The sequence below is a fragment of the Pseudomonas sp. 44 R 15 genome (assembly GCF_900004965.1).
Taxonomy (GTDB): domain Bacteria; phylum Pseudomonadota; class Gammaproteobacteria; order Pseudomonadales; family Pseudomonadaceae; genus Aquipseudomonas; species Aquipseudomonas orientalis_A.
In genome coordinates, this window is the sequence record NZ_CVTU01000068.1 from 124,059 (window position 1) to 148,509 (window position 24,451).

Genomic DNA, 24,451 nt, shown 5'->3' on the forward strand with positions numbered 1-24,451 from the left:
CCCTCCTCTGCCTCGCCAGTGACGGAGATTCCCGTGGCCACTGGGGCCACCGATGAATCTCCTCAGATAGAGGGGGACAGGGCCTTGGCCAGGAGGTACGCCAATGCGCTGAAAAGTCCGGACATTCAAGCGCATGGTCTGGATTTTAACAGGTTCGTTGTTCAAGACATTCCGCCGAACTCGTCCTTCGGACAATGGCGAACGCACCTGCACGATATAATTCAAAGCCCCGCAATGCGCGATTGGTCACGCAATAAGGGCATTGACCTATCCTTGCCCTTCAAGATTGATGCACGCAACGGCATCATCAGTTTCAACCGGGCGGTCGACCCTATCAGCGTATATGACTTTCCTGGCTGGCCTCTACTTATGAGCGCCGCTAAAGCGCTGACGCCGGACGGTGGGGTTGTTACGGTCGGGAAAAAAAATACCGCACCGGTGCAAGACATCGGTTTTTTTTACCGTGAATATCTTCATATTGATCGCTCAACCCCCCAGCACGCTCAGGAAGAACTTCTCAGAGCGCATGCCGATAAGGTGCTGGAGGGACCACCTTTCAAACCAGCATATTCTCAAAACCCTTTTAAAGAGGATCTGATTCTTCAACAGACTCGACTGGGTGATTTGAATAATCGTAGGGCCGTGAGTGGCCAGATAACCACCCGTCTTGCCGCAACACTTGGAAGGCTATCGAACTCTGTAATGCCCTATAGCACTCCCGAGGAGCGCGCGCAGCCTTTTAGCTCGGCCCAACAGGAAACGATGAAAAGTACGGTGTTCACTGTAGACCCCTCCTCGTCCTATTTTAAAGAACACAATCTACTGCCGGGGGCAACCGTGACCCTGCACACGTTTATGGTGGACCACGGTGTAGAGATTCCCGCGACCTATGATCAGCTCTCGGTCGTGGCCAAAACATTGATGAGTGTACCGCCGGTAAAGCCCGCTCTCGGAGACCTGGGTGGTGCGCTTTCCTGGCCGACGCTGCTAAGCAACGAGGATCAGCGCAAGCTCCACTCTGTCATTCGTCATGTGTTGAAAGATGAGCAAGACGACAATTTGCTCGCTCATTGGACCCGTAACGTTCACTGGGATGCCAGCACCCTCAATGATAATCCTCGTCAAGTGCTCAGCGAGATCCTCAATTCCTCTAGAGCACGATGGATGGGTTTCGCAGCCGAATATAATCTTGGCGAAATAGCCTCGCCTAACTCTCTTGAAGACTGGATGCTCGCCGCGCTTCAAATCTCGCTGGACAGTGACAGTGTGCGAACCTCGACGAAAAGCAAAGTCGCCGGATTCGACTTGGCCGACCCCTACCTCGGGGGGAAAAGCGCATCCACTTTACGAAGCGCCCTGATTGATCACCTGATCCGCGAGGAAAAAGCCACGGTCCGTACTGCGCCGCTTGCCGAGTTTGTACTGTTGTCTCGCAAAGCGCAGGAGCTTCTTGTCAAAGATATACCTGAGGAAGTCAAATTTGGCTCGCACACATGGGTCAGTTTCAGCACTGGGGTGGCGCGCATCGAAGCCCAGGCACCCGGTTCTACCTGTACGATGACGTATGCGCAGGTGATGACTCGCAGTGCTCAAATACCACTTTCGCCTGAAGAAAAGCTCGTTGAAAAACTCGCGCAAAATGACGCCCTAAAAATCTGGGGCGTCGTACAGGGTATCTTGGACGCGACCCGCGAGGATGTGGACCCAGACCCAAGGATGGATGAGGTGCGCAGTGCATTTAACGAGCACGTGGCTCAGTTGAGCGCAGCGTCCATTGCGTTCGCAACGGAGATGCCCGATTTCCATGAGAAGGCGCTGAAACACTTGCAGTCGTTAATGCCGCATTTATCCCTGGATGATCTTAAGGAAAAATGCATTACCCGTGACACAGCGCGGTATGACTTTCCCGGCCCTTGTTCGGTATTGGATTTATACCTGACCAACAAGCTCGGCTCCAGCGATCCGCAATGGCGGTCAAGTAACAGCAAAATAAGTCTGCCCGCCATTCGCGCAGTATTGAGTACTAAGACGTCCTCGATGTCGGATCTAAAGACTGAATTTGAACAGGAATTTTCCGCTTACGTTGATCGCTACGAGGCGGCAATTACTGCGCAAACCAAATATTTAATTTCATCGCTGCCTCTGTCTGATCGAAAAATGATCGAATACGGTCAGCTCACGGTCGCTCAACATTTTTTGGTTCATCTTCCCGCTACCACAGGGCAGTTGAAGAGCTACCCAAGGGACGAGGGAAAAATATATATACGCAGCAAGCTCGATGAGAATACCCATACGTATGAAATAGACTGGAAAAAAAACACTATTGTAATGCGCGATGATTTAAATGAACTGAACATTGGACCCGCGCCCTCAGCCAGGTCCCCGATACCAAAAGGCATGAAGTTGGGAGATAAATTTAATCTCCTTGCACCCATCGCCCCTGATAGCAGCTATTCGGACACGTTGCTTGATGAGACTGATGACTCGAAAACGCCAAAAAGTTACTCCAGCGAAAGAACACGTTACATCGCCGATGTAAAGTTAAAAATTGTCGATATTCAGTCGTATAAAAAGGCTGCCAAGGGATTGACGACGTTCGATACAGAAGTTTCAACCAACAAAAGAGTAGGTGAATTTTTCCTAAACCTTGTTCCACTTTACTCAGCCATCAAAAATTTCTCGAAAGGCAACGTCGGCGAAGGCATTGTTGACCTGGCATTGGATGCATTCGGGTTTTTCGTCAGCTTCGCTGTGGCTGCAAAGGGTGCCAAGGCCCTTAAAGCTGGGTCATCAGCACTCAAATACTTCAAGTATGGCGCCAAGATTTTTGGTCGTGGCACCGTGAGCGCACTTAATCCACTGGATGGCGTTGGTACGTTAGTGAGAGGTGTCGGAACCTTCGCAAACAACGTGGCAAAACTGGCCACCAGAAAAATCATCACGTGGACCGCGCCGCAAACCTATGATTTGCTGAAAGGGTTGAAGGGCTACGACTCCGGGGCAATAGGAACAGCGAAGATACAAGGAGAAATCGTTGAAACGGTAGCCGTGCAGAAGGAGGGGAAGTGGTATGCCATTGACACAGCTACCCGGCAACCCTACGGTCTTCCTTTAAAAGATTTCCTACCCTCCCCACGAATAAGTGTGGAATCGTTTGGACGATGGGCGACTGCGGCCGATCCCAGAAAAATGATAAGCGATAAGATTGTCAATGCATGGGAATCCAGTATCAAGCAACATCGAGGAACAGCGGAGTTCGACAATGGCTATTACATCGGCGCGTTTGACAATGTGCCTGGCTTAGGCAAAGCCAACAAAGTCGAAGACATCATGAAGTTGGCCGGTAATACCAAACTCACGGCCGAGCAGGTAGGTATTATTGCCAGGAAGTACGATGATATTGCTTACGCCTTTGGCCGTAAGGGTGCGGCGAGGTTCATCGATAATATAGAACCTCGCTTCGGTACTGTCACCCCCATGCCACAAGTCGTATACCTGACTCTGACATTACAACTGTCTGACGGGCAGTGCGCCGCGCTGTCCCGAGTAATGGCAACGGCAATTGAGAATGGAAAGGAAGCTGAGTTCATTAAAAATCTCTACACCGCTGCGGCGTTTCCCACAGATCCTGCCTCTCGAGCATTTGCTAAAAAGTTGAGCAAGATTCAGAACCAGGTGGGCCCCAGATCCGCTTTCCATGCCGATAAAACGCTCAGGCAGCTTTCCTATCAAGATATGATAAAGGAACTGAGCGATTCACCCATTCAAAAGTCGGTAATGATTGACTCGCCGGGCCACGCGATGGCGGCTGGGGTCAAGATAAAGAATGGCGAAAAGATATTTTGGTACTACGACCCAAATTTCGGTGTGGCAAACTTTTCGTCCGCCGAAGCTATGGAGGGTGGCCTGCACAGACTTTTCCATGATAAAAAACTCAACGTTCAATACAGAACCCACGGGGTTGACAGGAACACTCTTGAGTTCAAAGTCTTTGATCATGATGACGAATGGATGAAAAAAAACAGTGTCTTCGACGCAGATGTTAGAAGCTTATATGGCATACCGCTGACAACGTCGAGTCGACCCTGAACTGGTCTAATGACATTGGACGCCTTACTAGGGCGCTAAGATGGCGCCCAAAAGCTGGAGTGTGTAGACGCTGCGAAGTCCTCGACTGAATGAAATACGCGGTGCCTGAACTTGGCGCCATATCTTTCACGCCAATAACCGCTGGATATGCTCCTGCAGCGTATCCAGGTCGAACGGCTTGGCCAGAATCGGTGCATTGCGGGTTATCGGGCTGTTGCAGTCGAGGATTTCCTGCGGGTAGCCACTGATAAAGATCACTTTCAATTCCGGCCTCACCTTGAGCGCCGGCTCGGCGATCTGCACGCCGGAAATGCCACCGGGCAGGCGGTAATCCGTGACCATCAGGTCCAGGTGCGGTTTGGTGGCGAGAATTTCAAAGGCTTCTTTGCCATTGACGGCCTTCAATACCCGATAACCCAGGCCGGCCAGGTATTCACCCAGCACAAACATAATGGATTCGTCGTCTTCGACGATCAGTACGACATCTTGTGCATCTTCACTCATGGGAAGCCTTCGTCCAGTCGGTAGCTGGTGTTACGACCATGGGGTCACGTAGAGGTTGCGTCGAGCTGACGATTGATTTCATGCCGTTGCCTGCAGTGGCAGACAGACCCGAAACAACGCGCCCTCGCCTATCTGGCTTTCAACCTCGATGGTGCCACCATGGGCCGCGACGATCTGTTCGGAGATGAACAGCCCCAGGCCCAGGCCGGCCGCCGCATGGCTGACGGATACCCGCTCGAATTGCTGGAAAATGCGCTTCTGGTTCTCCTCGCTGATGCCGATGCCATGGTCGCGCACTTCCACGCAGGCCTCGCCATGTTCTGCATACACCCGCACTTCGATCGGGCTCTTGGCGCCGTAGCGCAAGGCATTGGTCAGCAGGTTGGTGACGACCTGCTCGATGCGAAACTCATCCCAATTACCCTCGACCGGCTCGTCAGCCAGCAATTGCAGCGACGATTCGGCGGCGGCGACCTGCGGCTCGAAGTTATGCACCAGGTTGCGCACCAGTTGCGCCAGGTCGAAGCGAGCCGGGCGTATCGACAGCTTGCCGGTGCGGATACGCGACACGTCGAGCATGTCTTCGATCAGGCGGATCAGGCTCTTGATCTGGCGCTCATCGCGGTCGACCATCGCGTGCATCTTGTCCAGGGTAAAGGCCGCCGCGTTATCCCGGGCCAGGTGCATCTTGCGCAGCTGGGTTTCCAGGATCAGCCCGTTCAGTGGCGTACGCACTTCGTGGGCGACGATCGACATGAAGTCATCGCGCATGCGCACCGCCTGCTCCAGCTCGGCCTGGGTGGCCTGCAGGCGTGTGAGCAGCAGTTCCTGCTCGCGGCGGCTGCGCTCCAGGGCCTCGACCTGCAGCTTCATCGCCTTGCTCTGGCGGTACAGGTCAACGAATACGTTGACCTTGCTTTTCACCGCGTGGATATCCAGCGGCTTGTGCAGGAAGTCCACCGCGCCGCTTTCATAACCCTTGAAGGCGTAATTGAGTTCGCGGCCGGCGGCACTGACAAACACAATCGGGATGTTCTTGGTCTTTTCGGTGCCGCGCATCAGTTCGGCCAGTTCGAAACCGTTCATGCCAGGCATCTGCACGTCGAGGATCGCCATGGCGAATTCATGTTCCAGCAACAGGGACAATGCTTCGTCGGCACTCAATGCCTTGAATACCTGGCGGTCTTCACGCTTGATCAGCGCTTCGAGGGCCAGCAGGTTTTCCGGCAGATCGTCGACGATCAGCAGTTTGGCCTGGACAGTACTTAACATGGGGAAGGTTCCAGGGAAGCCAGCAGTGAGCCAATGCGGCTCAAGGAAAGAATATGGTCGGGTGTGTGCAGCGCCAGCGCGGCCAGGGGCATCACGGCAATCCGGGCCTCGACGGGGTCTTGTACAACGGTCGTGCCGCCCGATTGCTTGACATAAGCCAACCCGCGCGCGCCGTCCTGGTTGGCGCCGGTCAGCAGGATCGCGAGCAGGCCTTTTGCGTAGGCATCGGCGGCCGAGGTGAAGAGAAAATCGATGGCCGGCCGGGAATGGTGCACGCGGTCCTCCTGGCTCAGCGACAGACTGCGGTCCTGCTCCACCGACAAATGATAGCCGGGACCGGCGAAATACAGGGTGCCCGCCTCGATCGACTCCTTGTCCCGCGCCTCCTTCACCGGAATGCGCAAGCGCCGCGCGAAGACTTCGGCCAACTGGCTGCGACGTTCATCCGGCAGGTGCAGCACCGCAATGATCGGCAGGCCGAACGTGTCCGGCAACCCGCCAAAAATACTCAGCAACGCCTCCACGCCGCCGGCGGAAGCGCCGACGACGATGGCTTCAATCCCGTGAATCGGGGGGCTGGCGGCATCGCTCATGATTTGCGGTAGATCCGTTCCTGTTTGACCAAGGGTTCGAATTGCTTGCTGTAGGCTGAAAAATCCAGGGTTTCCTTGCTGCCCAACACCAGAAAGCCGCGATGACACAGCGACTCATGAAACAACCCAAACGCCCTGTCTTGCAAATTTTTATTGAAATAAATCAGTACGTTGCGGCATGAAATTAATTGAGTTTCTGAGAACACACTGTCGGTCGCCAGGCTGTGGTCGGCGAACGTGACGTTCTCGCGCAAGGTCTTGTCGAAGATCGCATTATCGTAAGCTGCGGTGTAGTAGTCGGCAAATGAGCGCTGGCCACCGGCCTGCTGATAGTTGGCGGTGTAGGCGCGCACGTTCTCCAGGGAGAAGATGCCCTGCTTGGCTTTGTCCAGCGAGGCCGGGTTGATGTCGGTGGCGTAGATGATGGTGCGCTCGAGCAAGCCTTCTTCGCGCAGCAGAATCGCCATTGAATAGACCTCCTCACCGGTGCTGCAGCCGGCGATCCAGATCTTGATCGACGGGTAGGTCTTGAGCAACGGCACGACTTCCCGGCGAATCGCCAGAAAGTGCGACGGGTCGCGAAACATCTCGCTCACCGGGATCGTCAGGAACTGCAGCAATTGCATGAACGCCGCCGGGTCGTGCAGCACGCGCTCCTGCAGCGCGGAAATGGTCGCACAGTCGAACTGGCGCAAGGCATGGGCCACGCGCCGCTTGACCGACGCGCCGGAGTAATCGCGAAAGTCGTAGCTGTACTTGAGGTAAATCGCCTCGATCAACAGGCGCAGCTCGATGTCGCTGCTTTTGTCCAAGAAACTTCGCTCCACTTAAATGCGTTCCATCTTGGGTAACCACACGCGAATCAACGAGAACAGACGGTCCAGATCAATCGGTTTGGCCAGGTAATCGTTGGAACCTGCCGCCAGGCAACGCTCCTGGTCATCTTTCATGGCCTTGGCGGTGACGGCAATGATCGGCAGCTTTTTCCAGCGCGGGTCCTGACGGATCAGCGCGGTCGCTTCGTAGCCATCCATCTCCGGCATCATCACGTCCATCAGCACCAGGTCGATATCATCGACCTCATTGAGCTTGTCGATGGCTTCACGGCCATTGCGCCCGATCACCACCACGGCGCCTTTATGCTCCAGGGCACTGGTCAGGGCAAAGATATTGCGCACATCGTCGTCCACCAGCAGGATCTTGCGCCCTTCGAACACCTTGTCACGGCTGCGCGCGGTCTTGAGCATCTTCTGGCGGTCATGGGACAGCTGGGATTCGACTTTGTGCAGAAAGAGTGTGACCTCATCGAGCAGGCGCTCCGGGGACCGCGCACCCTTGATGATGATCGAGCGCGAATACTTGCGCAGCTCGGCTTCTTCGTCGCGTGTCAGGTTGCGCCCGGTATACACGATCACCGGCGGGAACGAGCAGATATCCTCGGTGGCCATGCGCTTGAGCAGCTCGTTACCGAGCATGTCCGGCAGCTTGAGGTCGATGATCATGCAGTCGTAGACGTTGGTGCGCAGCAGGTCCAGCGCCGCCTGGGCGTAACCGACATCGGTGATTTCAATGTCATCGTCGCCGATCAGGCGGGCGATGCTGTCACGTTGCAGGTCGTCGTCCTCCACCAGCAGTACGCGCTTGACCTTTTGCGTCAGCTTGGCTTCCAGGCGCGCGAACACGTCCTTGAGCTCTTCCCGGGTAGTGGGTTTGACCGCGTAACCGATGGCGCCCATGTGCATGGCGGCTTCGACGCGGTCTTCCACGGAGATCACATGCACCGGAATGTGCCGGGTATTGGCGTGCTCCTTCAGACGCTGCAGCACCGTCAAGCCGGAATGATCCGGCAGACGCATGTCCAGCAGGATCGCGTCGGGGATGAATTCTTCCGCGAGGCTGTAGCCTTCGTCGGCACCGTGAGCGACCAGGCAGTTGTAGCCCAGCTCGTGGGCCAGGTCGAAGAGGATGCGCGCGAAATTCGGCTCATCTTCCACCACCAGGATGGTGCGGATGGTGAATGGCGCTTTGTCGCGGTCATCGGCAAAGCGCGGGATCGGTTCGGCATCGGCCGTCGGCAGCGACGCAACCTTGACGGGCACAGGCGCCGGTACCGCCACGGCTTGGCGCGGGGCTTCGATCGGCGCGGCATCTTCGCCGCGTTCGACGTACTGTTCCGGCAATACCAGGGTAAAAATGCTGCCCTTGCCCGGTTCGCTGGTCACGCTGATGTAGCCACCCAGCAAGGTTGCCAGGTCACGGGAAATGGACAGGCCCAGGCCGGTGCCGCCGTAACGCCGATTGGTGGTGCCGTCGGCCTGGCGGAAGGCTTCGAAGATGCTTTCCTGTTGGTCCTGGGCGATACCTATCCCTGAATCACGCACGGTAAAGGCGATGCCCTCCCCCGGCGCCCGGGATACCGACAGGCTCACCTGGCCCTGTTCGGTGAACTTGATGGCGTTGGACAGCAGGTTCTTGAGAATCTGCTCCAGACGCTGGCGGTCGGTGAACAGCAGGGTCGGTGAACCTGCCTGCACATCGATCTGGAAGCCCAGCTTGCGATCCCTGGCCAGCGGTTCGAACATGCCGCGCAGGCCGTCCACCAGGCGCTCGACGCTGGAATTTTCCGGACGCACTTCTAACTTGCCGGCTTCTACCTTGGAAATGTCGAGAATATCGTTGATCAGGTTGAGCAGGTCATTGCCGGCCGAATAGATCGACTCGGCAAACTTGACCTGTTCGGCACTGAGGTTTTCCTGCGGGTTCTCGGCCAGCAACTTGGCCAGGATCAGCGAACTGTTCAGCGGCGTGCGCAGCTCGTGGGACATGTTGGCCAGGAATTCGGACTTGTACTTGCTGGAGCGTTGCAACTCATCGGCGCGGTCTTCCAGTTCCAGCTGGACCCGGTTGAGTTCGACGTTCTTGCGGTCCATGGCGTCGCGCTGTTCGGCCAGGGTCTGGGTCTGTTCGGCCAACTGTTCGTTGGTCTGCTCAAGCTCCGCCTGCTGTGTTTCCAGGTGCGCCTGGGACTCCTTGAGGATGCGTGATTGTTCCTCCAACTCTTCGTTGGCGGTCTTGAGTTCTTCCTGCTGCACTTGCAGCTCTTCGTTGAGCTGCTGGGTCTCGGCAAGGACTTCCTGCAAACGCTGGCGATAACGCGCTGCTTCGATGGACGTGCCGATATTGTCGGCGATCAGCTCCAGCAGCTCGACGTCGCGTTCTTCCAACGGGCGCAGGAAGCCCAGTTCGATCACGCCGTTGACGCGGTCGTCGTCGCTGGTCGGCACCACCAGTACGCTGCGGGTGGTGCCCTCGCCCAGCCCCGAGCTGACCTTGAAGTAGTCCACCGGTACATCGTCCAGGCGGATCAGGCGATCGAGCTGGGCGGCCTGCCCTACGATGCCTTCGTCGCTGTAGATCGACTGTTCCAGCTGCGCCTGTTCGCGGGAGAAGCCGTAGGTGGCGACCCGCCGCAGGCCACCGTGCTCTTCGCGCACATACAACGCCCCCACGGCTGAGCCCATGTATTGAGCGAAGAACTGCAGGATGTTGCGGCCCAGCAGGTTCAAGGTCAGTTGGCCGAGCACCTGTTCGGCCAGTTCGGTTTGGCCATTGCGCAGCCAGGCCTGCTGCTCCAGGCGTTTGGCAATCTTCTGTTGGGACGCGAGGTTTGCGCTGTAGCTACTTGAAAGCGCTAGTAAATTCTTTCTGCCAATGTACGCCAGGAAACCACTGAGGCCGAGTACGAACGCCAGGTACAGCGTGACGCTGAGCACCGTGGTGCGGGTCACTTCCTCGTTACGGGAGATGCGGAACTGTTGCTCCATGGATACCGCGTCTTCATATTCCTTGCGAATCTCGTCGGTCAGGCGCTTGCCCCGGCCCGCCTTGACGGCACCACGGAAATCGCCACTGCTGCGCTGCAGTTCAATCATCGACTGCGCGTAGTTGTTCCATTCGGCCTGCAGGGCTTCCAGGCGCTTGAGGCGGTCGACCTGCTGCGGGTTGTCGGCCACCAGCTCCTGCAAATTGCGCAGGTCGGCAATGATCCGCGGCTTGGCCACTTCATAAGGATCGAGGAAATGCTCGTCACCCGTAATCAGGAAACCGCGCATGCCGGTTTCCAGGTCGACCGTCAGTTTGGACGACTCATTGAGGTTGTTGATGACCCGGTCGGTGTGCTCCACCCACTGGATCACCGACAGTAAATAGGTGATCAGGCACACGAAAAATACCGCGCTGAGCACGCCCACACTCAATGGCAGGGCCACGTTACGGCTCAGGAGTTTACTGAAGCTCTTTTCATCAACTGACGACGCGGGAGTCATGGGCATGCCTTGGCCAAGTGCGGAAAAACCGGGAGTTTGCCCCAAAGTGACGATCAAGACCATTTTTCTGGGACGTTTTTGTACAGATTCCTACAGCAGAACAAGCTATTCTGCCTGGTCTTTTGTACCGCATTGTTTTAACGCCCTGGGAACTTGTGGATAGCCCGCGCTTACTCAAGTACAGGCCTGTGAGAATGGCCAGCGTTAAACACTCGTCTTTTTTTGGGAAAGCCTTTTTATGTCCGCAAATGCCTCCACCATCCTTGTTGTCGAAGACGACGCTATCGTGCGCATGCTGATCGTCGATGTGCTTGAGGAGTTGGAGTTCACGGTGCTTGAGGCTGCTGACGCCGAGGCGGCCCTGTTGATCGTGAAAGACACGGCTCAAGTGATCTCCCTGATGATGACCGACGTCGGCCTGCCCGATATGGACGGCAAGCAACTGGCGGCCAGGGTACGCGAACTGCGCCCCACCCTGCCCATCCTGTTCGCCAGCGGCTATGCCGAGAACATCGATGTACCCGCCGGCATGCAGGTGATTGGCAAGCCGTTCTCGATCGACCAGTTGCGCGATAAAGTCAAATCGATGCTGCCCTGAATATCCAGTGTCCTTTTGCAGGTTTTAACGTGACGTCCGGGAAAGAAAACAGGAAACTCAGCGCCTGCATCTCCCCGTCAGTCAAAAGAACCCTGGAAGGACGCAACAACATGATTGGACAACCTGCGCGCCTGGTGTTGGCGAGCCTCTCGATACTGCTGAGCACCGGCGCCTGGGCCGACTTTACGGCCACCCCTGCCGAAGCCCGGGCCATTGCCAAGCAAGCCTACTTGTACGGCTACCCTGTGGTTGAGATGTACAAGACGCTCTACACCCAGGCCGTGGACAAAGGCGGGGCCAATTTCAAGGCGCCGTTCAATCGTATCGGCAATAGCGCGCAGGTGTTCACCCCCAAGGACACCGCGTTCACAACCCCGAACGCGGACACGCCCTACTCCTTCGTCTGGATGGACCTGCGCCAGGAACCCCAGGTGCTGACCCTGCCCAAGGTCGAAGACAACCGCTACTACTCGGTGCAGTTGCTCGACCTCTACACCCAGAACATCGCTTATCTGGGCACGCGCAGCACCGGCAACAACGGCGGTCACTACATGATCGCGGGGCCTGACTGGAAGGGTCAGCAGCCCGTCGATATCGACCGCGTGGTCTACAGCGAAAGCAATATCGCCTACGCCTTGTATCGCACGCAGCTGTTCGATGAAAAAGACCTGGGCAAGGTCAGGCAAATCCAGAACGGCTATAAAGTGCAGCCGCTGAGCAGCTATGTGAAACAACCGGCCCCGGCCAAGGTGCCGAAGATCGAGTGGCCCAAGCCGATGGCGAACATGAGCGACAGCCCGCAGTTGTTCCGCTACTTGAACTTCATGCTGGCCTTCGCTGCGCCCCAGGACAGTGAAAAAGACCTGCTGGCGCGCTTCGCCACAATCGGCATCGCCCCCGGCGCGCCTTTCAAGCTGAACCAACTGAGCGCCGAACAACGCAAAGCATTGGAGGACGGGATTGCCGATGGCAAGGCCGAGTTCGCCACGTTCAAGAAAGACAAGATTGATACCCATCAAGTCGCCAGCGGCGAGCTGTACGGCAGCCGTGACCGGCTGAACAACAATTACCTGTACCGGTATGCCGGCGCCAACCTGGGGATGTTCGGCAACTCCACCGATGAAGCCGCTTACTTCACTTGGTTCGATGACAGCGAAGGCAAGCCGGCCAACGGCGCACGCCGCAGCTACACCGTGCATTTTGCCAAGGACCAGCTGCCGCCGGCCGATGCGTTCTGGTCGCTGACCATGTACGACGCCAAGACCAAGTTGCTGGTGCCGAACCACAAGAAACGTTACCTGATCAACTCACGCATGCTGCCCGGCCTGAAACTGGACGCCGACGGCGGCCTGACCTTGGCCCTGCAGCATCATGAGCCACCGAAGGCCGAACAGAGCAACTGGCTGCCCGCTCCGACCGGGCCGTTCTTCGCGGTGCTGCGTATTTACCTGCCCAAGCCCGAAGTCACCAGCGGCCAATGGCAGTTGCCGCCGTTGACGCCGCTCAAGTAACCCTCCCGGGAATCCATGCACGGCGGGTGGCAATTGACCTACGCTTCCCGCCACGCCAGCTGGTTATTTGAGCGACTCACCCTCAGCCGCGTTCGCGGGGGATCAAGCTCTGCAACTGCGCCGCCAGGAAATTGGCGTCGAACGTGAAGGTGTCCGGGTCTTTCAGGCCATTGGTCTTCTTCCAGAGCCAATCGTTTTTATCCGCAGGCAATACCAGGGAGACGCTGCCGTGCCGGGCAGCGGTCAGGCCCATTACCGCCACGCGAATATATCCGTCCGTCCCCATCACCTCCGGCACGAACTCCACGCTTTTACCGGTGATCAACACAGTCAACTTCTCGGTCTTGAAAGTCGATGTTTCCACGGGCACGCTCGGCCCACTGGCGACATAGACTTCACGATGCACCTCCAGCAAACCGGCGCTTTTGACCGGTTCCAGCCACTGTTCGACTTGCTCGAACAACTCGCCCAGCTTGTGTGCCCAACGCGCCGACTGCACATCGAATTGCTGTTTTTTATGGGTTTCGCTCTCGGCGTAACGACGAAGCATCTCGCCCAGTTGCTGTACATCGTCCATTGCGGATCTCCTTGGGTGAGTCAGGTTGCGAAGCCCGATCATCGCAGATACGGCTGCCAGGCGTACGAGTTAAAGCTGATTGCAGTCGGTTCGGCAGCAGGCAGCTCATACGTGAGGTGACGGTGTATCGAACGAAGGATGTTCCGCCAGAAGGCGACGCCATTGCATTCGAAACCAGGGGGTAAATTGCGCGTGCGGCTCAGCAAGCCGGGCTGAAATTTCGTCTCGGGTCAGCCACATGGTTTCGCTGACCTCCTCAGGCACAGGTGAAACCACGGTGTCGGACCGAGCGACCAGCACATGACATAATTCGTGCTCGGCACCGATCGAACCAAAGCTGGCGTGGTACTCAAAACGGTAGAGCGCGCGACAGGCAGACCAGACGCCCAACTCTTCGTGCAAACGGCGAGACCCCGCATCCACGATCGACTCACCCGGTGCGGGATGACTGCAGCAAGCATTCGACCAGAAACCGGGCCAGAGCATTTTGCCCGGCGCACGGCGCTGAAGCAGATGACGCCCGTGACTGTCGATCAAATGCACCGAAAACGCGCGATGAAGCCGGCCCACTCCCAAATGGGCCTCGCGCTTGTCGCACACCCCGGTTTGTACATCTTGCGCATCGACTAACACGACATCAGTGGCCATTTTGTATTTCCTGGTGGTATGCCATTGCGGGTTAGAGCACTTGTCCCCACGCGCTGACGAAGGTCAAGGCAGCTTCGGTGAACGCGGGGTCGGCACGGAGAGTGGCCATGCCATCCAGGTCGTCCTGTTCCAGCAGCCCAAGCTTGAGCAGCGCCGGCCCGGCTTGTGCCGTGGTAGAGGCCCAAAACGTATCGGCGGGGCTGTTATCGCCTATACGGCCTTCAAGGGTGCGATGCCGCACGTTGGCAAGGCCCCGATCACGCAGGCGGCACGGGAGTTGGGTGGCCCACAGCATATCGGAGCCAATGGACCGCTCCAGGAGAGTGATCCCGGCTTGGGCCACTTTACGAAACAGCGGGTTTGCAGTTCTCAGGCTCGGTTCAAGACTCACATCCTCTATCACCAACCAACCACCCGGGCGCAGCCAGGTGATGGCTCGCGTCAATAGCGCTTCGCGCTCGGTGAGATGACACAGAAGCGCCCGAGCATGCACCACGTCAAAGGACGCGGGCGGGAAGTCATCGGTCGCGGCGTTATGGGCGAGCACCTCAATACCCGGAATATCGGCAAGGAATCGGGTATCGATATCCGTGGCGGTGACGTTCGCTCCGGGATATCGCCGGCTCAGCCAAGCGGCGAGCGATCCTGCACCGGCGCCCAGATCGAGGATGGCAGGCTTGTCAGGCAACGCCAATTGATTAAAAACCGCTTGGCTCAAGGGGTCAAACGCCCGCTCCAGCGTGCGCAGGCGTGCCAGCTGGCCGGCGTGCTGGTCAGCGAGATAGCTGCGGCTGTAGCCGTGCTCATCGAGGTCGATAGTCGTGGTCACAGTACGACCTCCAGTCGATCCGGGCAGCGATTGAGGAAGCCGCACTCAGCGGGTGTGAACCCCGGCGCCCAGCGTACGTTGGGGAAGGCTTGCAGCAGCATGCGGGCGCCGGTGGTGATTTCCATCCGTGCCAGCATGGAACCCAGACAAAAGTGGCGCCCCGCGCCGAAGGCGAAATGACTGGTCGCCTGTTCGGTGCGCGACATGTCGAAGCTGTCCGGGTTGCTGAATTGGTCCGGATCACGGTTGGCCGAGCCAATCAGGCAAGCCAGCGTGGCGCCTGCCGGGATCGTTCCCGAGGGCAGTTGCAGTGATTCACGGGCCTCGCGCAGTACGAGCTGCAACGGCGGATTGCGGCGCAGGGTTTCGGCCAGGGCATTATCCATCAGCCCTGGATTGGCGATCACCGCTGCTTTGACACCAGGTTCGCTCAGCAGGTTGACGATCAGGTTGGCCAGGGCGCCGTGACTGGTTTCGCTGCCCGCCGTCATCAGGATCGCGCAGTAAGCCCGCACGAACGTCTCGGACAACGGCTGGCCATCAATCCGTGCCGCCAGCAACTGGGAGATCAGATCGTCTTTGGGCTCCGCGCGGCGAGCGTCGATGTGTGGCTGAATAAAGTCGTAGAAACTGTCTCGGTTGGATAACCCGCCGGTCAGCAGCGCCGGGTCCTGTCGATAATTGCCCATGTAGGCGAAGCCGATGGCACACCACCGCTTCAGCCGCTCTACCTCTTCGCGGGTTTGCGCCGGGAGCCCCAACGCGTGCGCCATCACCCGTACCGGCAGTGCTGCGGTGAAATCGGCAATCAGGTCAACTTGGGGTCGGCCACGCATGCGTGCCAGCAAGTCTGTAGTCACCGAAATGACGGACGCTTGCAGCGCTGCAAGGGCTTTGCCACGAAACGAGGGGCTGAGCAATGCGCGATGCTGGGCGTGTTCACAGCCGTCCATGGTGACAATGGTGTGGCCCAGCAGCGGTCCGATCTGCCAGTTGTAGTTATTGTTGCTGACGTCCGAATGGGTCAGGGTCGCTTTGACATCCACATGCCGGCTGACCAGCCACACGTCGGTGGGTTCGTCGTAAGCGATCGGCAGCCGGGTACGCAACTGCTCATACAACGGGTAGGGGTCAAGTTCGAACTGTCGGGATTTCAACGTTGGAGGGGTAAGTTCCAGGTCGACCTGCCGATTGTTCCGTACCCCGCAATCGTCGGCGTGCAGGTAATAGCGAGAGACGCTGCGGTGCCAGTCGCCTGCCGCCCGGATAACCTGGCGCAGCCGGTCCGGGTCATTCGCCGCACCTGACGCGGGGTTTGCGCACTGGGCGGCGACTGCGGTGAACTGCGCCACTGCCGTGTTCACCATCTGATGGGCGGATTCCAGCGCGGCGGGCCACTCCATGCCGCCGGCGTTCGCAAGGATCGACACCAGGTTGAAGCGCTCACCGCAGACCACGTCTTTGGCGATCGAATGAATGTCGTTTGTCCAGGCAATGAGATCGGCAGCGTGCTCGCGCAAGGTGGTCCACGCTTGAGCCTGGGCGGCAGGCGCGTACGGGTCGAGGGTTTCGGCTGCGTCGATAAGGTCAAAGAAGAACAGCGCGCCGAACGAATCCCGGCGCAATGGCAGGTATTGGGTCAAGGTGAGCGCCGTGTCGGTCTCCCGCACGTGCACGAGCGTGGCCTGCGCGCGCAAATGCCGAATCAGATGTCGCACCAGCCTGCCCCGCCAACGATCGTCTCCCCAGCAGCGCGTGCGAGGCCAAAGATCATCGACCAGAACCGCGAGCATCGGGTCCTCGAATCGGCTGTTTTCGCCTGATTGAGCGTCGCTCTCGGTCAAGGACTGCACCGACGTGATGAAACGCTCCAGCGCTCCGTTTTCCGCCCAGGGCCCATCATCGATACGGTCATCCAGCGTCAGGGCCCACAGGTACCAGCACACCAGGATCTCGGCGCGGTGCGTGGGCGCCCTGCCGCATAACGCCACGCCCAGATCGAGCAGCGCCGTAGTGCTCAACCGATGCGCGCCACGGCGACCGATCAAACCATGTCGCTGCGCCCAGGCGAGGGCCTGGGTACGTAATTGTTCGTGGTCAGAGCGAGGTGGCGGTGCAGCGAAAGGAAACTGAATCTCGGGAATGATGAGGAGCTGCGGCGGTAGATGATCTCTCGGGTTGGGGCCGGAGCCCCCCTCGCGGTATGGCGGTGCCATGATGGGCTCCTGTTGGATGAACGTTCAATAAGGTCGGACCTTATCGAAAACCAACCACCCAGGATGCAGTGATTGTCTGATTATCCCCCAGGCAAAGGTAGCTCTGGGGGGTAGGAAAAAAGACCTGACCTCCCCGTAAACATCGGCGCTTCCAACAGGCGAGCGTGAGTCCACTTAACCTTACTGAACTGCTCCGGTGAATTGGCCGGCAACTGCCTATGACTAATCCACTTTCGGTGGGTATGGTGACGTGACATTCACCCTGTCCGGAGCATCGCATGCGCACCATCGGCCTTATCGGCGGCATGAGCTGGGAGTCCAGTGCCGAGTATTACCGCATCATCAACCAGCAAGTCCGCGACCGGCTCGGCCCGCTGCGTTCGGCGCAGCTGTTGATGTACAGCGTGGACTTCGGCCCGGTGGAACAGGCCCAGCATGCCGGGCGCTGGGATGATGCCGCGCGGATCCTGGAAGACGCCGCGCGCCGTCTGCAGGCCGGCGGCGCCGAGTGTGTGGTGTTGTGTACCAACACCATGCACCGGGTGGCGCCACGTATTGAGGCGGCGGTGTCGATTCCCTTCCTGCATATCGCCGATGCGACCGGGGCTGCGGCCCTGCAAGCCGGCACCTTGACCGTGGGCTTGCTTGGCACTGCATTCACCATGGAACAGGACTTCCTCAAGGCCCGCCTGATCGCGCAGGGCCTGACTGTGCTGGTGCCGGATGCGGATGAACGCAAGGACGTGCACCGGATCATTTATGAAGAGTTATGTGTGGGGGTAATCAGCGACTCATCACGCGCCGTCTACCAGCGGGTGATCGAGTCCCTGGCCGCGCGCGGCGCCCAGGCGGTGATTCTTGGCTGTACGGAAATCAGCCTGCTGATCAAGCCCGAGCACAGCGACCTGCCGCTGCTGGACACCACCGGGCTGCATGCGCGGGCTGCGGTGGCGTTTGCGCTGGAGGATTAAACCGGCTTGCGCAGGCGCGCCATGCTCAGGGTATCGACGAACACACCGTCACGCAGGGCGTAGTCGCGCAGACGCCCTTCGACCTCGAAGCCGAATTTACGATACAGGTTGTGTGCCGCTTCGTTGTCGGCGAACACCGTGAGTTCTACGCGGTGCAGGTTCATCCAGTTGTCGGCCACGTCCAGCGCGGCCGTCAACAGCTTCGAGCCGATGCCCCTGCCCTGCCACGCCGTCGCCACGCCCATGCCGAAATACCCCGCATGCGCCTGGCGCACCCGCAGGTACTGTTCCAACCCCAACTGGCCAATCACTTCGCCGCCGTGCAGCGCCACCAATTGCAGTCGGCGCTCGTTATCCATCACCAGGCGTTTGCGCCACGCTTCCACCGACTGGAAAGGCATCTGCAGCACCTGGCGGCATACCGCCGGTTCGTTGTAGAGCGCCGTGACGCCCTCAAGGTGGGCCTCGGTGAAGCGCTGGATCACGATAGGGAGGTCAGGCGTGTGCATGGTGTTTCATCCTTTGAAAGGCACGTGGCCGACCAGTGTAGAAGCAAAGTCGTCGCCCTGGCGAGCCCTTAACCTAGCGTGTGCCAGGCCGGGTCGCAGGCTGGCCGGGTACTATCGGAAGGTGCTGACCGAACAACCGATACGGTCCTACATTCACGGCACGCTTTACTTGCAAAACTCCGGCGCGTCCAACCACGCACCCGAGTGTCTGCCAATTGATAAAACAACGAACGCTATCAGCCTGCTTTTTTGTCGCTGTGCTATTGGGGGGCAGCGCCTGTGCGACAAAGCAACCGCCTGAGTGGGGTATCCGCTGGCTACCGGACTGCGCCGGCCGGCCCTTCAGCGGGCTGGATCCGGAGGTGGTCGCCAGGACGCAATGCGGCATCGCCACCGTGCCGCTGGACCACATGCACCCCACGCGCGGCAGTCTCAAGCTGGACGTCACCCGCGTTGGCGCGCTGCTGCCCGCTGAGCGCGAAGGTGCGCTATTCAACCATCCGGGCGGGCCTGGGGCCGAGGCCGACGGGTTCACTGTGCTGGCGGTTTCCCAATGGAAAGGCTACGCCGATCAGCCACAGGGTGAGGCCTATCGGCACCTGCTCGATACCTACGATGTGATTGGAATTACACCGCGAGGGATGGGCAGTGACCCGCAATCGCAGCTGGTGTGCCGATCCGACGAGGAGATCGTTGCGCAAAACGACATCACCGAAGATCGCAGTCCGGCCAATATCGAGGCTATTCGGCATAACGCCGGCGTACTGGCCCGGGGCTGCGCCGGCCAGCACCTGGCGCCTTACATCAATACCGAACAAACGGCGCGCGACATGGAGCTGGTACGTGTGCTGCTCAACGAGCCCCAGCTCAATTACGTCGGCAACGCTTACGGCACATGGCTGGGTGCCTGGTACGCCGGGTTGTTTCCAAAGCAGGTCGGACGCATGGTGCTCGACTCGAGTACGGACTGGACCGCCACCTTCCAGGACGCCTCGTTGGTTCAGGCGCCGGAAAAAGAACGCGTGTTCGCGCGATTTGTTGCCCGGCGCGCCGCCGACGATCCGCACCGCTACCAAATGGGCAGCACCCCGAAGGCAATAGGCGCGGTTTTTCTCGACCTGTTGCCTCCGGTCAGGGTGGCGCTGCGTTCGGACAACGCGTACTACAGCGCGCCCGAATACCTGATGGCGGCCCGCGCACTCAGTCAGTGGCTGCGTGAATCGCCAGGCCTGCCGGACGCCAGGCTGCTGGCCAACGCCCGCGCCCATCGATTCAGCCCCGACCCTGGCGTCAATGCGGCGGCGAAACAGGCCTTTATACGCCTGCTCGACGTCACTCGCCGCCCGTCACCGTGGAATGGTCTGGCGCTCGGCCCCCTGGAGCTTACGCCCAGGCAGTCTGTGCGTAGCACAGTGTTATGCAACGATTCAGTCTCGGCAGACGATGCATTCTGGACCGAACAGGAAAACCAGTACGCCATTCAGTATCCGGTGGGCGGCAGTTTCTTCCCGGCGAGGCATTGCGCCGAGTGGCGCGGCCAACCGCTTGACGGGGTGCCGCAGCGCAAGCTGGCGCAGGTCGACGGTCTGTTTATGGTTCAGGCCGAATATGACGATCAGACGCCCGCAGCAGGTGCCATCAAAGCGTTCAGAAGCGTGCCCGCCGCGCACATGACGCTGCTCAAGGGCGCCTACCGACACGGCGTTTCGTCCTCCGGGTCCAATGCGTGCGTGAACAAGAATGTCGGAGATTTCCTGGCCTATGGACGTAAACCAGACCGCTTCTCGATCTGCTACGAATCACCCTGATCCCGGGTTCAGCCTCGCAGCGCTGTGCGCCAAAGCCGGGCGATATCCGCCGCACGCTCGCGCAACAGTCGCGGCGCCTCGCTGCACGCCTGCTCCAGGCTCATCGGCGCCGATGGCAACGCAAACGCGGCATCCACGCCGTGGGCGTACATTTGTTCGTAGCCATCGCCCAGGGTTCCGGCAATCACGATCACCGGGACCTGGTGATGGCGCGCGATACGCGCCACGCCAAACGGGGTTTTACCGCGCAGGGTCTGGGCGTCGAAGCGGCCTTCGCCGGTGATGACCAGGTCGGCACCGCGCACGGCGGCGTCCAGCCCGACCAACTCGGCCACCACCTCAACACCGGCACGAAACTGTGCACCCAGAAACGCCTTGGCGGCAAACCCCAGGCCACCGGCGGCGCCGCTGCCGGGTTCGTCGCGCACGTCTCCGGGCAGCACTCGCGCGCAGTGGTCGGCAAAATGACCGAGAGCGGCATCCAGCTGTTGAACCTGCTCGGGAGTGGCGCCTTTCTGCGGGCCGAAAATCGCCGAGGCGCCATGGGCCCCGCACAACGGGTTATTTACATCCGCGGCGATTTCAACGCGCACCTGAGCCAGACGCGAATCGAGGTTTTCCAGGCTGATGCGGGCCAGGCCTGCCAACGCCAGGCCTCCAGGTGCCAGCGGCTGATCCTGGGCATCGAACAACTGCACGCCGAGCGCTTGCATCGCGCCCGCGCCGCCATCATTGGTCGCACTGCCACCAATTGCCAGAATGATGCGTCGGGCGCCCAGATCAAGGGCCGCGCGGATCAGTTCGCCGGTGCCATAGGTGCTGCTGGAACACGCATCGCGCTGGCCCGGTGCAACCAGCTGCAGGCCGCTGGCCTCAGCCATCTCGATGATCGCGGTGTGGCTGTCGGCCAACCATCCCCAGTGCGCCTGCACCGCAGCGCCCAGCGGCCCGCGCACGGTGTGGCTGCGCAGCTGGCCGTTACACGCAGCGAGCACGGCCGCGACCGTGCCTTCACCGCCATCCGCCATCGGGCATTGCACCAGCTGCGCGTCAGGCCAGACCTGAACCAGGCCATCGGCAATGGCCTGGGCGACCCGTTCGGCACTGAGGCTGTCCTTGAACGAGTCGGGGGCGATGATGATTTTCATGGGCGTTCTCCATTTTTTATAACGCCCATGCTGACAGTTGGCACCGCCGCTGACGCCAGTCCGCTGCACAAGTGCGGGTGAGGTTTGTTGTTCATTCTTACAAAGCCTGGGGCAACAACTGCACGCCCAGATACAGCGCAAGCATGCCGTCCAGAGTCAGCGGGTCGACGCCGCTCAGTTCGGCGATCCTTTCCATGCGGTAGCGCAGGCTGTTGCGGTGGATGCCCAGGGCGTCGGCGCAGGCCTGGCTTTGCCCGTCGTGCTCGCACCAACTGCGCAGCGTGGCCAGCAGTTGGCCGTTGCTGTCCCTGGCGAGGACTTTGCGCAGCGGGTTGAGCAGTTCGTCCAGGGCGTCATCGTTGCGGTGGCGCCAGAGCATGACCGGCAGGCGATAGCGGTTGAGGAGCAACAGGCGCGCGTGGGGCAGGATATCGCGACCGTAGGCCAGCAAGTCACCGACGCGGCGGTAGCAGCGGCGCAGGCCGGCCAGTCCTTGCGCCTGCCCGCCTACGGCCACCCGCAGAATATTCCAACCCAGGCCGTCGAGCTTTTCCAGCAGGCGTGGGTCGTCGACTTGCAGGGCGGCGGGACGGCACCAGAGCAGGGAAAACTGCGCGGAGCTCACGCACCAGCTGTCCGGATAACGCGACATCAGCCAGGCGCTCAAGGCTTCAGCCGACTGCCCCGCGTCCAGCTCGAACAGGTACGGCGTGCGCGCCAGTTGCGGCTTGAGGCCCAACTGTTGCGCTTCGTCGACCAGACGCGGCGAGTCGCCCGCGTCGGCCAACAGCAAGGCCAGCAGATCGTCACAGCGCTGGCGTCGCCATTGCAGCTCGGCCTGCTGGTGCCGCTGGCTGACCAGCATTTCGGCGGTCATGCGCACCAGTTCGGCGTAGGTGCGCAACCCGTCCGGTTCGCCGGTGATACCCAGTACGCCGATCAGGCGCTGGTCATGCATCAGCGGCAGGTTGATGCCCGGCAACACGCCCTTGAGGTGTTTGGCGGTCTGCCCGTCGATTTCCACCACGCGCCCGTTGGCCAGCACCAGTTGCGCGCCTTCGTGACGGGTGTTGATGCGCTCCGGCTCGCCGCTGCCGAGAATCAGGCCCTGGTTGTCCATCACGTTGACGTTGTAGGGCAGGATCGCCATGGTGCGATCGACGATATCCTGGGCCAGTTCATGATCCAGCTCGAACATGGGGGCTATTTTCCTCGAAGCGGGTTGGTCAGCGGCACAGCGCAAAGCGGGCTTGACTGTGCGCGAGCACAAAGACAGTTGCCCATCGCCTCACCGAGACTGTTCAAGCGATCAACGTTACCCTCGCATCGCCAAAAATCATAATAAAGAGAGACTCGCCATGTCACAGAGCGCCGCTGCAGCACTGGCCACCGATGACGATAAAAACGCCATCTACAAGCGCGTAACCCTGCGCCTGATTCCCTTCATTTTTATCTGCTACCTGTTCAACTACCTTGACCGGGTCAACGTTGGCTTTGCCAAGTTGCAGATGCTCGACGCGTTGAAATTCAGTGAAACCGTGTACGGCCTGGGTGCCGGGATTTTCTTTATCGGCTACGTGCTGTGTGGCGTGCCGAGCAACCTGGCGCTGACCCGGTTCGGGCCAAGGCGCTGGATCGCGCTGATGATGATCGTGTGGGGCACCCTGTCCACATGCCTGCTGTTCGTGACCACGCCGACGCATTTCTATACCTTGCGCCTGTTTACCGGTGCCGCCGAAGCGGGCTTCTTTCCCGGCGTGGTGCTGTATCTCTCGCAGTGGTTTCCAACCTTTCGCCGTGGCCGGATCATGGCGCTGTTCATGTCGGCGATTCCGGTTTCCGGCCTGCTCGGCAGCCCGTTCTCCGGCTGGATTCTCAATCACTTCGCGGCCGGCCAGGGTGGCCTTGCCGGGTGGCAGTGGATGTTCCTGTTGCAAGGCATCCCCACCGTGATCCTCGGCGCCCTCGCCTACTTCCTGCTCAGCGACAGCTTCGCCAACGCCAAGTGGCTCAAGCCCCACGAACGCGCGCTGCTGGAAGCCGACCAGGCCATCGACCTGGCGAACAAGCCGAAAACCACCACCGACTCCCTGGCCGAGGTCTTCAAGAACCCGGCGATCTGGGCGTTCGGCCTGATCTACTTCTGCATCCAGAGCGGCGTCTATGCGATCAACTTCTGGCTGCCATCGATCATCAAGAGCCTGGGGTTCAGCGATAACCTGGTGATTGGCTGGCTCAGTGCGATCCCGTACCTGCTGGCGGCCGTATTCATGTTGGTGGTGGGCCGCTCGGCCGACCTGCGCAAAGAGCGTCGTTGGCACCTGGTGGTACCGATGCTGATGGGCGCGATTGGCCTGGTCATCGCGGTGAACTTCGCCACCACCCCGGCGATCGCCATCCTCGGCCTGACCATCGCCACCATGGGCGCCCTCACCGGCCTGCCGATGTTCTGGCCGGTGCCCACCGCCATGCTCAGCGCGGGCGCCGCAGCCGGCGGGCTGGCGCTGATCAACTCCATGGGCCAGATGGCCGGGTTTTTGAGCCCCTACATCGTCGGCTTCGTCAAAGATGCAACAGGGTCCACGGACATGGCGCTGTACCTGCTGGCGGCGGTCATCGTCGCCGGCAGCGTGCTGGCGTTACGGATGACGCGCACCTTGAAGGTTTAAAACGCCCCATGTGGGCATAGGTACTACACAACCCTGCAGCCCCCAAACGTAACCACGATGCGAAGCGAGCCGCTCTTGATCTTGATCTGCTCTTGATCTTAGGCGCCCCGTTAAACCACGCTGGCCGAACGCAGGCTTGAATCCGTGGGTAACCCGGCAGGACGCCGGGTTAGCCGCACTGGGC

The 24,451-nt window shown here is 59.6% G+C and carries 18 protein-coding genes; 6 read left to right on the plus strand and 12 right to left on the minus strand.

Annotated elements, in window-relative coordinates; all coding sequences use genetic code 11:
* Positions 1–33: 33 nt before the first annotated feature.
* Positions 34–4,089, plus strand: a complete 4,056-nt coding sequence (locus tag BFP93_RS08705; protein WP_065892762.1) for a hypothetical protein — start codon at positions 34–36, stop codon at positions 4,087–4,089.
* Between the two features lie 126 nt (positions 4,090–4,215).
* Here the strand turns inward: BFP93_RS08705 and BFP93_RS08710 are convergent, their stop codons facing one another.
* The 5 genes from BFP93_RS08710 to BFP93_RS08730 all read right to left on the minus strand — a co-directional run bounded on the left by BFP93_RS08710 (position 4,216) and on the right by BFP93_RS08730 (position 10,783).
* Entirely contained in the window at positions 4,216–4,593 is a 378-nt protein-coding gene (locus tag BFP93_RS08710; RefSeq protein WP_017528049.1) for a response regulator, read from the minus strand.
* 78 nt (positions 4,594–4,671) lie between these two features.
* The gene (locus BFP93_RS08715; RefSeq protein ID WP_065892763.1) at positions 4,672–5,865 is read right to left on the minus strand and encodes a hybrid sensor histidine kinase/response regulator; all 1,194 of its coding nucleotides are present in this window, start codon (positions 5,863–5,865) and stop codon (positions 4,672–4,674) included.
* Positions 5,859–6,458, minus strand: a complete 600-nt coding sequence (locus BFP93_RS08720; RefSeq protein ID WP_065892764.1) for a chemotaxis protein CheB — start codon at positions 6,456–6,458, stop codon at positions 5,859–5,861. Before BFP93_RS08720 ends, BFP93_RS08715 begins: the two co-directional genes overlap by 7 nt.
* Positions 6,455–7,285 carry a CheR family methyltransferase gene (locus BFP93_RS08725; protein ID WP_170827544.1) on the minus strand — a complete coding sequence of 277 codons (831 nt, stop codon included), beginning with the start codon at positions 7,283–7,285 and terminating at the stop codon, positions 6,455–6,457. Before BFP93_RS08725 ends, BFP93_RS08720 begins: the two co-directional genes overlap by 4 nt.
* The gene (locus BFP93_RS08730; protein WP_065892765.1) at positions 7,286–10,783 is read right to left on the minus strand and encodes a response regulator; all 3,498 of its coding nucleotides are present in this window, start codon (positions 10,781–10,783) and stop codon (positions 7,286–7,288) included. It abuts the gene before it with no gap.
* 238 nt (positions 10,784–11,021) lie between these two features.
* On the opposite strand from BFP93_RS08730, the gene BFP93_RS08735 reads away from it, so the two are divergent.
* Together BFP93_RS08735 and BFP93_RS08740 are read left to right on the plus strand one after the other, a co-directional pair.
* Positions 11,022–11,381, plus strand: a complete 360-nt coding sequence (locus BFP93_RS08735) for a response regulator (RefSeq protein ID WP_065892766.1) — start codon at positions 11,022–11,024, stop codon at positions 11,379–11,381.
* Positions 11,382–11,491: 110 nt separating this feature from the next.
* Positions 11,492–12,892, plus strand: a complete 1,401-nt coding sequence (locus BFP93_RS08740; protein ID WP_065892767.1) for a DUF1254 domain-containing protein — start codon at positions 11,492–11,494, stop codon at positions 12,890–12,892.
* Positions 12,893–12,974: 82 nt separating this feature from the next.
* Here BFP93_RS08740 and BFP93_RS08745 read toward each other — a convergent pair whose 3' ends face one another.
* The 4 genes from BFP93_RS08745 to BFP93_RS27245 all read right to left on the minus strand — a co-directional run bounded on the left by BFP93_RS08745 (position 12,975) and on the right by BFP93_RS27245 (position 17,162).
* The gene (locus BFP93_RS08745) at positions 12,975–13,469 is read right to left on the minus strand and encodes a hypothetical protein (protein WP_065892768.1); all 495 of its coding nucleotides are present in this window, start codon (positions 13,467–13,469) and stop codon (positions 12,975–12,977) included.
* Positions 13,470–13,574: 105 nt separating this feature from the next.
* The gene (gene idi / locus BFP93_RS27240; RefSeq protein ID WP_083205628.1) at positions 13,575–14,117 is read right to left on the minus strand and encodes an isopentenyl-diphosphate Delta-isomerase; all 543 of its coding nucleotides are present in this window, start codon (positions 14,115–14,117) and stop codon (positions 13,575–13,577) included.
* A gap of 31 nt (positions 14,118–14,148) precedes the next feature.
* Positions 14,149–14,946 (minus strand): class I SAM-dependent methyltransferase, encoded by a 798-nt coding sequence (locus BFP93_RS08755; RefSeq protein WP_065892770.1) that lies wholly within the window; start codon positions 14,944–14,946, stop codon positions 14,149–14,151.
* On the minus strand, positions 14,943–17,162 hold the full coding sequence (locus BFP93_RS27245) for a cytochrome P450 (RefSeq protein ID WP_083205629.1): 2,220 nt from the start codon (positions 17,160–17,162) through the stop codon (positions 14,943–14,945). Before BFP93_RS27245 ends, BFP93_RS08755 begins: the two co-directional genes overlap by 4 nt.
* A 278-nt stretch (positions 17,163–17,440) precedes the next feature.
* Here BFP93_RS27245 and BFP93_RS08765 point away from each other — a divergent pair, with 278 nt between their 5' ends.
* Positions 17,441–18,133 (plus strand): aspartate/glutamate racemase family protein, encoded by a 693-nt coding sequence (locus BFP93_RS08765; RefSeq protein ID WP_065892771.1) that lies wholly within the window; start codon positions 17,441–17,443, stop codon positions 18,131–18,133.
* Here BFP93_RS08765 and BFP93_RS08770 read toward each other — a convergent pair.
* Positions 18,130–18,642, minus strand: a complete 513-nt coding sequence (locus tag BFP93_RS08770; RefSeq protein WP_065892772.1) for a GNAT family N-acetyltransferase — start codon at positions 18,640–18,642, stop codon at positions 18,130–18,132. The two genes, BFP93_RS08765 and BFP93_RS08770, sit on opposite strands and share 4 nt — an antisense overlap.
* Before the next feature lie 362 nt (positions 18,643–19,004).
* Here BFP93_RS08770 and BFP93_RS08775 point away from each other — a divergent pair, with 362 nt between their 5' ends.
* Entirely contained in the window at positions 19,005–20,450 is a 1,446-nt protein-coding gene (locus BFP93_RS08775) for an alpha/beta fold hydrolase (protein WP_176717557.1), read from the plus strand.
* A gap of 8 nt (positions 20,451–20,458) precedes the next feature.
* On the opposite strand, the gene BFP93_RS08780 is transcribed toward BFP93_RS08775, so the two are convergent.
* Entirely contained in the window at positions 20,459–21,598 is a 1,140-nt protein-coding gene (locus BFP93_RS08780; protein WP_065892773.1) for a glycerate kinase, read from the minus strand.
* Between the two features lie 97 nt (positions 21,599–21,695).
* The gene (locus BFP93_RS08785; protein WP_065892774.1) at positions 21,696–22,796 is read right to left on the minus strand and encodes a sugar diacid recognition domain-containing protein; all 1,101 of its coding nucleotides are present in this window, start codon (positions 22,794–22,796) and stop codon (positions 21,696–21,698) included.
* 160 nt (positions 22,797–22,956) lie between these two features.
* Here BFP93_RS08785 and BFP93_RS08790 point away from each other — a divergent pair, with 160 nt between their 5' ends.
* Complete coding sequence (locus tag BFP93_RS08790; protein ID WP_065892775.1) at positions 22,957–24,267, plus strand: MFS transporter; 1,311 nt, start codon at positions 22,957–22,959, stop codon at positions 24,265–24,267.
* The last annotated feature ends 184 nt before the right edge of the window (positions 24,268–24,451 follow it).

Excerpts from the sequence above, each read along its gene's own strand:
- BFP93_RS08710 (WP_017528049.1), bottom strand. The coding sequence starts at position 4,593 with ATGAGTGAAGATGCACAAGATGTCGTACTGATCGTCGAAGACGACGAA.
- BFP93_RS08715 (WP_065892763.1), bottom strand. The coding sequence starts at position 5,865 with ATGTTAAGTACTGTCCAGGCCAAACTGCTGATCGTCGACGATCTGCCG.
- BFP93_RS08720 (WP_065892764.1), bottom strand. The coding sequence starts at position 6,458 with ATGAGCGATGCCGCCAGCCCCCCGATTCACGGGATTGAAGCCATCGTC.
- BFP93_RS08730 (WP_065892765.1), bottom strand. The coding sequence starts at position 10,783 with ATGACTCCCGCGTCGTCAGTTGATGAAAAGAGCTTCAGTAAACTCCTG.
- BFP93_RS08735 (WP_065892766.1), top strand. The coding sequence starts at position 11,022 with ATGTCCGCAAATGCCTCCACCATCCTTGTTGTCGAAGACGACGCTATC.
- BFP93_RS08740 (WP_065892767.1), top strand. The coding sequence starts at position 11,492 with ATGATTGGACAACCTGCGCGCCTGGTGTTGGCGAGCCTCTCGATACTG.
- BFP93_RS08745 (WP_065892768.1), bottom strand. The coding sequence starts at position 13,469 with ATGGACGATGTACAGCAACTGGGCGAGATGCTTCGTCGTTACGCCGAG.
- idi (WP_083205628.1), bottom strand. The coding sequence starts at position 14,117 with ATGGCCACTGATGTCGTGTTAGTCGATGCGCAAGATGTACAAACCGGG.
- BFP93_RS27245 (WP_083205629.1), bottom strand. The coding sequence starts at position 17,162 with ATGGCACCGCCATACCGCGAGGGGGGCTCCGGCCCCAACCCGAGAGAT.
- BFP93_RS08765 (WP_065892771.1), top strand. The coding sequence starts at position 17,441 with ATGCGCACCATCGGCCTTATCGGCGGCATGAGCTGGGAGTCCAGTGCC.
- BFP93_RS08770 (WP_065892772.1), bottom strand. The coding sequence starts at position 18,642 with ATGCACACGCCTGACCTCCCTATCGTGATCCAGCGCTTCACCGAGGCC.
- BFP93_RS08780 (WP_065892773.1), bottom strand. The coding sequence starts at position 21,598 with ATGAAAATCATCATCGCCCCCGACTCGTTCAAGGACAGCCTCAGTGCC.
- BFP93_RS08785 (WP_065892774.1), bottom strand. The coding sequence starts at position 22,796 with ATGTTCGAGCTGGATCATGAACTGGCCCAGGATATCGTCGATCGCACC.
- BFP93_RS08790 (WP_065892775.1), top strand. The coding sequence starts at position 22,957 with ATGTCACAGAGCGCCGCTGCAGCACTGGCCACCGATGACGATAAAAAC.